The organism is Streptomyces sp. NPDC037242, assembly GCF_055604165.1.
Genome location: NZ_JBVJUY010000029.1, coordinates 44,377 through 51,938, shown reverse-complemented (window position 1 = coordinate 51,938; position 7,562 = coordinate 44,377). Strand labels below are relative to the sequence as shown.

Sequence of the window (7,562 nt, the reverse complement as noted above, 5' to 3'; positions counted from 1 at the left end):
TGCGTTCTCCCGATCTTCGGCTGACGAAGGGCGGGGGGGGGGGGTGTCCACCTTTTCCCCGCGCGGTGGGGGACCGCCCCGCTCCGTGCCCGGCGGTGGGGGCCCCCCCCCCCCCCCCCGACCGGCCCGCTCCGCGGCCCGCCCCCCCAGGGCCCACCCCGCCGCTCCGCGGCGGACACCCGAAGACCGCCCCCGGGCGCTGCGCGCCCTGAGCAAGCGCCGCCGCCCGGCCCGCGCACCTGGTGCGGGCTGTTCTGATCCGCGCAGGCTATGACACTCGTTATGTCGCAGTGCAGGCTCGATTTATAACAGTCGTCATAAGGAGAGTCATGGCCGTCATCGCCGTGAACAGTTCGAAGGGCCGCCTGAGCCCGGAGCAGCGCCGCAAGCTGGCCGCGACACTGGCGGACGCCGTGCTCGTGCCCGAAGGCCGGCCAGTTCGCCCCGGCTGCGCGGGTCGGGTTCCAGGTGCACTTCACCGAGCGTGAGCCCGACGTGATGGCCATCGGCGGCCGACTGCTGGCGGATGCGGATGCGGATGCGGATGCGGATGCGGGGCCGGGCGCCGACGCGATGGTGATCGACGTGACGGTCATGGACGGCGACTGGCGCCAGGACGTCCGTACCAGGGCCATCGAGCGCGTCCTGGCCGCCATGGCCGACGCCTGCGGTGTGGCGGAGCCGTGGCCGACCTGGTGGGTGACCTTCCGCGTGATCGACGAGGGCAGCTGGGGTTCGCGCGGCGCCGTCCTGTCGGTCCTTTCCCTCCTCGACACCGGCGTGTTCACCGAGGAGAAGGCCAAGGCCGTCCGCGCCGCGCTCGGCGCATGGGAAAGCCGCCGGCGCCCCACCTCGGGGCGCCGGCGGCGCCGCGACGACTGGGGCCGACGGCCGCTCGGTCAGGTTCTGATCGTGGCGGCGATGAGGGTTTGAAGCTGTGCCGCAGTGCGGTCCAGGGGTTCGGTGCATCGACCCGCCGTTCGCCCTCGGCCACGAATGTGTCGCCCGCGTCACCGACATAGGCGACCACGTCACCGGTGTGGCCCCCCGGCGACCTGGTCGTGGTGCCCTGGTCCATCAACTGCGGCACCTGCGAACACTGCCGCGGCGGGCTGACCGCCCACTGCACCTCGGTCCCGCACATGGCCGTGTACGGCGCGCCGATCGGCGGCAACTGGGGCGGACTCTTCTCCGACCCGGTCCGCGTCCCCTACGCGGACGCCATGCTGGTCCCGCTGCCGGCCGGCCTCGACCCGGTCGCCATGGCCGCGGCCAGCGACAACTGGTCCCTTTCCTGGCGCCTGGTCGCCCCACACCTCCGGACCCGGCGGGGCGCCCGGGTCCTGGTCATCGCCCGCGGCAGCATCGGCCTGTACGTGTGCGACATCGCCCGCGACAACGTACGCGCGCACATCCGCGACGCCCTGGACCTCGCCGCCTCCGGGAAGGTCTCACCCGAACGCGTCGTCTCGCACGTCCTGGACTGGGAGCAACTGCCCGACGCGCTGCCGGAGCAGCACCTCAAACCCGTCTTCGTACGCGGCGCTCAGCTGCGGCCCGGGGCGCGGCGGTAGGGGGAGGAGCGGCGGGTGTGCAGGGCGCGGCGGACGAAGTGGGCCGTCGTCAGGGAGACGCCGTACAGGCGGGCGATCTCCGGTGCGGAGGGGACGGGAGCGCGCAGGCGGGCGATGGCGTCGGCGATCGTCAAGTAGCGCGGGGCGGTGCCCTCGTGGGGCGTCCTGCGCGGGACGGCGGGCCGCCGGGGGACGGGGGGTGTGGGCACGGTCCTCCTCCGGGGCTCGTTGGGCGTGTCTCATTGCGGGTGCGACGTTCCTGTTCACTCGCAGCCTCGCGTCGGGCGTGCGGCGGTCGACAGGGCCTTTGGTCCTTTGTGGGCGGGTCGAACGGTCCTCCGGGCGCGGGCCGGCTGGAAATGCAGACACCGTGCGCGCGGGCAAGGGCCGTTGGGCCCGTGCACGGGGATTTCGTAGGTCCTCATTCCTCTGGCCGATATTGGCTGTGGGATTCGTTGCGAAGCGGAGGGATCCAGGCTCGTTGGTTCCTCTGAATGACCTGCTCTGACCAGGGATGTCACACCCTTCGCTCGTCTCCTGCGGGTGCTGTGGGGTACTTCAGGAGTGCTGTTATCGTCCTGCTTGACATTCCCGCGTCACTCGAACATCCGTGGACATTCGCCCCCTCCGGGTCGTCGAAAGTCCCGGAATCGGGCCGCGGTCGGCGATCGTTGCCCCGGTGGTGCTCTTGTGACAGGAGAGCGCCGGGGGCGGCGTCAGACACTCGAGGGCGCCCGTGAAGATCATTGCTGTTGCGACGCAGAAGGGAGGCGTCGGCAAGACCAGTTCCACCGTCAACATCGGCGCGGCCCTGGCCCTGGCGGGGCAGCGCGTGCTCATCGTGGACCTCGACCCCCAGGCGCAGGCCGGCACGGCCCTGGGGCTGAACCTCTCCAGCGAGGACCAATTGGCGCGCTCCCTCGGCTGGGTCATCCAGGGCCGGCTCCAGGGCATGCGGATGGACCTGGCGTCGATCTGGTTCGACCGCAGCGAACTCGTCGCCGAGTTCGACGGCGCGGGCTCCGTGCACCTGCTCGCCTGCGAGGAGTCGACGATGACGGCGGCTCAGGACCTGATCCACAAGAAGGGCTACCAGGCCACCCCGGTGCTGCGGCGGATGTTGCTGGAGGTGGCCTCCGAGTTCGATTTCGTGGTCATCGACACCCCGCCGGCCGTGTCCTCCATGTCGGCCACCGCACTCGCGGCCGCCGACCACGTGCTGACCGTGTGCGTGCCGGAGTACCCCTCGCTCAAGGGGGCCGCCGCGACGCGCGGCACCGTGCGGTACGTCAAGGACCGCACGGGCGGGGAGTGCGACCCGCAGTACCTGGGCGCGATCGTCAACCGCTCCAATCCGCCGTCCAAGTGGCGCATGCAGGAGGTCAACATCCGCAACGGAATGCTCGACGCGGACCTCGCGCCCTTCCGGACCGACATACGCCTGGACAACCGCATCAGCGACTCCTTCGCCTTCGGGGTCCCGGCGGTCGTCCGCTTCGCCAGCCACGCCCCCGGGAAGATGTACGGCGACCTCATGTGCCAGGTACTGACCCGGATGCGCCAGCCCCGCGACGCGTGGGAGACCCCCGCGCGCATCGAGGGCGTCGAGAGCGAGGCCGCCGGTGTCTGAGAAACCCGAGCCGCAGCGGCAGGCGCCCAAGGAAGTCCGGCGCAAGACGCCGGCGCACTTCCGGATCGCCGGATCCTCGCTGGTGGCGGACCTGTTGACCGGGGCGGAGGAGGTGGCCGACCGGTCGTTCCTCGGCGCGGGCGGCGGGCAGTGCGTCGGGCCCCGGCCGGAGGGCGTGGCCGACCGAGCCGCGGATCGGGCGCCCGCGCCCGCACCGGCTCCCGTGCCTGCACCGGCACCGGCACCCGCACCCGATCCTGCCTACTCCGGGGCCTGGGCCCACGCCGCGGTGCACGAGAGCTTCGCCGATGCCAGGCTCCGCTCCGCGAAGTGGAAGTCGTACGGATTCCGGATCGCCCCGGAGGTGCTGACCCGGCTCAAGGCACGAGTGAACGCGGACCGCCGCGCGACCGGCAACGCCAACCTGGCGATCGGCCACTACGTCGACGCCGCGCTGCGGCACATGCCCCACGAGGTGTCCGAACTCATCACCATGGCAGAGGACTTCGGCGCCGGACAGCTGTGGGACTCCGAGAAGACCCAGCCCTCCACCTACCGCGTGGGCGAGTCGGCGTACGCGCTCGCCGCGGGCCTGAAGGTGATGCTCCAGGAGGCCGACTACGGGCGGCGCGGCACCCTCGTGGTCTCGGCGGGAGTGGAGGCGTTCCTCGACGGCCTGGACGCCCAGGGACCCCTGTCGAGGCCCGAGCGCCGCCGCCGCTGAATTCTCCTTCCGCGGACCGGCTGCAACGATGGATATCTCGATGGATATCCTGACGGGTATTGCGCTGAAACCAACGATGTTTCGGTCGATCTGTCGAACTATCCGTGTAACTGAATTCCGATCCTTGTAACACTAGAAAGCAGCTGCGGTGATCCCCGGAAAATGCCCGCCAAAACGGCTGTGGGGCTCTAGTGACGCGAGGTCCTTATCCTTTGCTGCGGTAATATGATCCGCGTATCGATCCGCAGACTTGTGACGGAGAAACCGCTCCATGTCCCTGCACACCGAGAAGAAACTCAGCACCAGCGCGGTCGCGGCCGCCGCCGGCCTCAGTGAGTCCTGGGCCTGGAAGGCCAGGGATCAGGGAGTGCTGAGCGAGCCCCACTTCGAAGAGGACATCGTCGCTCTTCGCGTCTACGCCTTCGTCTCACAGATCGGCTGGCCCGGCACCCGTCGGCCGCGCAGCGCCCGGCAGGACCTGGAGCTCTGGCAGCAGTCGGCCGTGGAGGCCGCGCGCCAGGCGGCCACCGACACGGGTACGACTCCCGACACCGCGCTGTGGGTGCTGGAGGACTCCGTCCACCTCATCACGACGCCCGACCAGCGGGCCGCGTTCGACCTGAAGTGCCTGGGCGGACGGGTCGCGTTCCGGATCCCGGTCGGCCTGTGGATCTCGGAACTGCCCGATGCCGTGGCCATGTTGTCCGCGCGGCGGCGCCGCAGTGCGCGCAAGCCCGGCGGTATGTCATCCCGAGGCGCCTGCAACGAGGGGTCGGGATGACATAGGCCAGGCGGCGGCAAGGCCGCCGGGGAGGTGCCGCCGGCCGGGGTGATTCGCACTCACCTCGCGCGGCAATCCCCTGACACCGGAGGGGTCCAGCCCTCCGAAGGGAACGGTCCGACCGGCTGACCGCCGGGTCCGGGCTGCTCCGTCATGCCCTCGTTCACGCAGAAGGCCTCGTCATTTTGCACTACATCCATGCCTTTTTCCAGTTTGACCTCCTATGGTCAACCCTGTTGCATGCGCCCGCGCCCGGGCGGTGCTGCCGGTGAACGCGGTCGAGGAGTTGTGGGTTCCCGAGCCGCAGCAGTGGCTCTCGGGGACCGCCGGCCGGACCGCTCCCGACGGCTATTCCTGGCTCCAGGCCGTGCACTGGGTCGCTGACTCGGGGCTCTACCGGCCCCGCCGTGCGCACGGCCCGCGCTTCGGTGAGACCACGGTGCGGATCGCCCGCGAGCTGAGCCGGCTGTCGCCCTGCCGTCCCGGAGTGGCCCATCTGGAGCGCGTGCTCGGCGTGAGCGAGCGGACCGTCCAGTACCACTTGCAGATGCTCCGTCAGGCCGGGTTGCTCGCCTACGTCCGGCGCGGCAGCCGGGTACGAGGGGTGGGTGCGCGGGCGAGCGAGTTCGCCCGGATGATCCCGGAGGGCTTCGACCGGGCGCTCGGGATCCGTACGGCCGGGGAGGGCGTCCGGCGCCGCATGGTGGGGATCGACGGAGGCGGGCCCGGGCGGGAGCGGATCGCCGTGCTCGCGCGGAAGGCGGCGCGCACGCTCAGCCGCCGGGGCGGCGGACGTCGCGGCTCCGCGCGGCGCCGGGACGCCGGCCGCCCCCGCGGAGATGTCCGTTGCACCCCAATGTGGGTAGCTTCCTCTCGTCCTTCCGGTGCGGGTGGTTCTCTCCTTCCCCCTGAGGCCGAGCTCGCGGGCGGGAAGCGGATCGGCGAACGGGCTTCGGGGCGCGGCAGCAGGCTCAACAGCGTGGGGCGCAGGCACCAGCTGGCCGGAGAGCTCATCCGTGAGATCGGCTGGCTCGGGCGCTGCCAGGTGCCCCGGATCGCCTGGATCGTGCGCCACGTCGCCGACGCCGGGTGGACGGCGGCCGAGGTGCGGGCCTGGCTGCACCTGCGCGGCGAGGCGGACGCCGTACGGCGGCCCTCCGGGCTGCTGGCGACGCTCCTGGCCGGAGCCGAGCGGCTGTTGGACACCCCGGCCAAGCGCGCGGACGCCGTGACCGCCTGGCGGGACTCGCCCGCGGCGGCCCGGCGCCGCCAGGCGTCGTGGGCGCCCGCGCCCTGCGGGCCGCGCGGGCTCGCCGTACGCCGCCTGGTGGCCGCGGCCCGCAACGGCCGGACGGCGGGCACCGCGGCCTCCGGCGCCGTGGAGGCGGCCCCCGTCGCGGGAACGCTGACAACGCTGTCAGACACCGACCGCACAGCCCTGCGGGAGACCGCTCGGGGCGAGTTCCTGCGCGGCGAGACCACCCTGATCGCCTCGGCCGTACGGGCCTGGGGGCGGGCGGCGGCCGAGGAGTTCTACGGTGCGGAGCTCGTGCACCGTGCGTCCCGGCTGGCCTCCGGAACCGGGCTGATGGCGGTGGGCAGCCGTGCCTGACAGCAGCCGCGACCTCGCCCGGGTCGTCCTCCAGGCGGCCCGCGCCGCCGCCCGGGCCGGGCGTGACCCCGAGTCGGCCGCCCGCGGTGCACGGGCGCCGGGCCGGGCGGTGCCCGGCGGCCGGGACCCGTACGAACTGGGGCTGGTCGTCGCCGTCGTGGTCGCGGAACGGGCCTGGGACACCGCGCTGCCCTCGGACTGGGTGCTCGAACGGTGGCCCGCGGTCGTCCCGGAGCTGGCCGCACACGTACGGGCGGTGGCCTTCACCGAGGCCGAGGGCCGGCTCGACCTGCTGCCCGACTCCCGGGCGTACGCGGTCCAGCTGGGTCTGACCGCGGACCAACTGGCCGTCCGCCTCAACCGGGCGCTGGGCGGCGAGGTGGTGCGGGCGATCCGCGTCCTGTTCCCGGGCCCCGAGGGAGTACGGGCGCCTCCCGAGCCTCCTCCCGAGCCCGCCGGTCCGCCGGGCCCCGCCCCGGCCGCCGAGCCGGCGCTCCGCTCGGCAGGTTACCTGCGGGCCCTGGAGGCCCATCGGGCCGCACGCGCGCGGCGCCGCCCCGGCTGATGCCCCAGGTGCCTCAGGGGCCTTCGATCTGGATCCGGGGTGCCTGGTCGTGCCAGACGCAGAACACCGAGATCTCCTGCGGCCCCTTGGTGAAGGTCACCCGTATGTACGTGCTCTGGTGCCAGGTCTGCATCTGCCAGCCCGAGGCCGGCGTCGCGGAGACCAGTGAGGCCGAGCTCTCGCCCATCTCGAACACCGCCCGGCCGCCCGCGACGCTGACGGGTTCGACCTTGCCCGTGGGCCGATCCGGCGGGGGAGTGGTGCCCGGGACCGGCTTGCCCCCGTCCCCGCCCCCGGGCGTCCGCGGCGGCGCGGCGGGCGGGGTGCCGCCGCCCGGCGGACGGGTCTGCGGAGTTCCGGACGGCGGAGGGGTGGAGTGCCCGCCGGCACCCGGGGACGGTGGCGGCGAGGAGACGGGCGGCGGCGGGCCGGAGGACTTCCCCTCCGACGGCGGCGGCGCGGGATCCTGCGAGCCGCCGAGCACGATCGCGCGCGGGGCGTCGCCGAGCGGGCCGGACATGACGCTGCGTATGCCCCACCAGGAGACGGCGACGGCGACTCCCATGGCCAGCAGCCAGACCGATCCGTGCATGAATCCTCGTCGCATTTTCTGGAGCCTATCCGCGACGGTTCACAGTCGGCAAAAGAGGATACGGGAATTCGCGCGGCCCTCCAG

8 protein-coding genes and 1 pseudogene are annotated in these 7,562 nt (G+C 72.6%); 7 read left to right on the top strand and 2 right to left on the bottom strand.

Annotated features, from left to right (window positions below; translation table 11 throughout):
* Positions 1 to 468 precede the first annotated feature (468 nt).
* Both ACZ7GJ_RS28820 and ACZ7GJ_RS28815 read left to right on the top strand, forming a co-directional pair.
* Entirely contained in the window at positions 469 to 933 is a 465-nt protein-coding gene (locus ACZ7GJ_RS28820) for a tautomerase enzyme (RefSeq protein WP_470755827.1), read from the top strand.
* Positions 934 to 967: 34 nt separating this feature from the next.
* Positions 968 to 1,574: pseudogene (locus tag ACZ7GJ_RS28815) on the top strand (alcohol dehydrogenase catalytic domain-containing protein); the annotation flags it as partial.
* Here ACZ7GJ_RS28815 and ACZ7GJ_RS28810 read toward each other — a convergent pair.
* Positions 1,547 to 1,783, bottom strand: coding sequence for a hypothetical protein (locus ACZ7GJ_RS28810; protein WP_470755826.1), 237 nt, complete (start codon positions 1,781 to 1,783; stop codon positions 1,547 to 1,549). The pseudogene ACZ7GJ_RS28815 and the gene ACZ7GJ_RS28810 sit on opposite strands and share 28 nt — an antisense overlap.
* A 527-nt stretch (positions 1,784 to 2,310) precedes the next feature.
* Between ACZ7GJ_RS28810 and ACZ7GJ_RS28805 the strand changes: the two genes are divergently transcribed.
* The 5 genes from ACZ7GJ_RS28805 to ACZ7GJ_RS28785 all read left to right on the top strand — a co-directional run bounded on the left by ACZ7GJ_RS28805 (position 2,311) and on the right by ACZ7GJ_RS28785 (position 6,886).
* Positions 2,311 to 3,204, top strand: coding sequence for a ParA family protein (locus ACZ7GJ_RS28805; RefSeq protein WP_470755825.1), 894 nt, complete (start codon positions 2,311 to 2,313; stop codon positions 3,202 to 3,204).
* Positions 3,197 to 3,928: a hypothetical protein gene (locus ACZ7GJ_RS28800; protein WP_470755824.1), complete on the top strand. Its 732-nt coding sequence runs from the start codon at positions 3,197 to 3,199 to the stop codon at positions 3,926 to 3,928. Before ACZ7GJ_RS28805 ends, ACZ7GJ_RS28800 begins: the two co-directional genes overlap by 8 nt.
* Positions 3,929 to 4,199: 271 nt before the next feature.
* Positions 4,200 to 4,709, top strand: a complete 510-nt coding sequence (locus tag ACZ7GJ_RS28795; protein WP_470755823.1) for a hypothetical protein — start codon at positions 4,200 to 4,202, stop codon at positions 4,707 to 4,709.
* A 223-nt stretch (positions 4,710 to 4,932) separates the two neighbouring features.
* Positions 4,933 to 6,321 (top strand): hypothetical protein, encoded by a 1,389-nt coding sequence (locus tag ACZ7GJ_RS28790; RefSeq protein ID WP_470755822.1) that lies wholly within the window; start codon positions 4,933 to 4,935, stop codon positions 6,319 to 6,321.
* Complete coding sequence (locus ACZ7GJ_RS28785) at positions 6,314 to 6,886, top strand: DciA family protein (protein ID WP_470755821.1); 573 nt, start codon at positions 6,314 to 6,316, stop codon at positions 6,884 to 6,886. The genes ACZ7GJ_RS28790 and ACZ7GJ_RS28785 overlap by 8 nt, the downstream gene beginning before the upstream one ends.
* 13 nt (positions 6,887 to 6,899) lie before the next feature.
* On the opposite strand, the gene ACZ7GJ_RS28780 is transcribed toward ACZ7GJ_RS28785, so the two are convergent.
* A complete protein-coding gene (locus tag ACZ7GJ_RS28780) occupies positions 6,900 to 7,493 on the bottom strand; it encodes a hypothetical protein (RefSeq protein ID WP_470755820.1) in 594 nt (197 codons plus the stop codon).
* Positions 7,494 to 7,562: the final 69 nt, after the last annotated feature.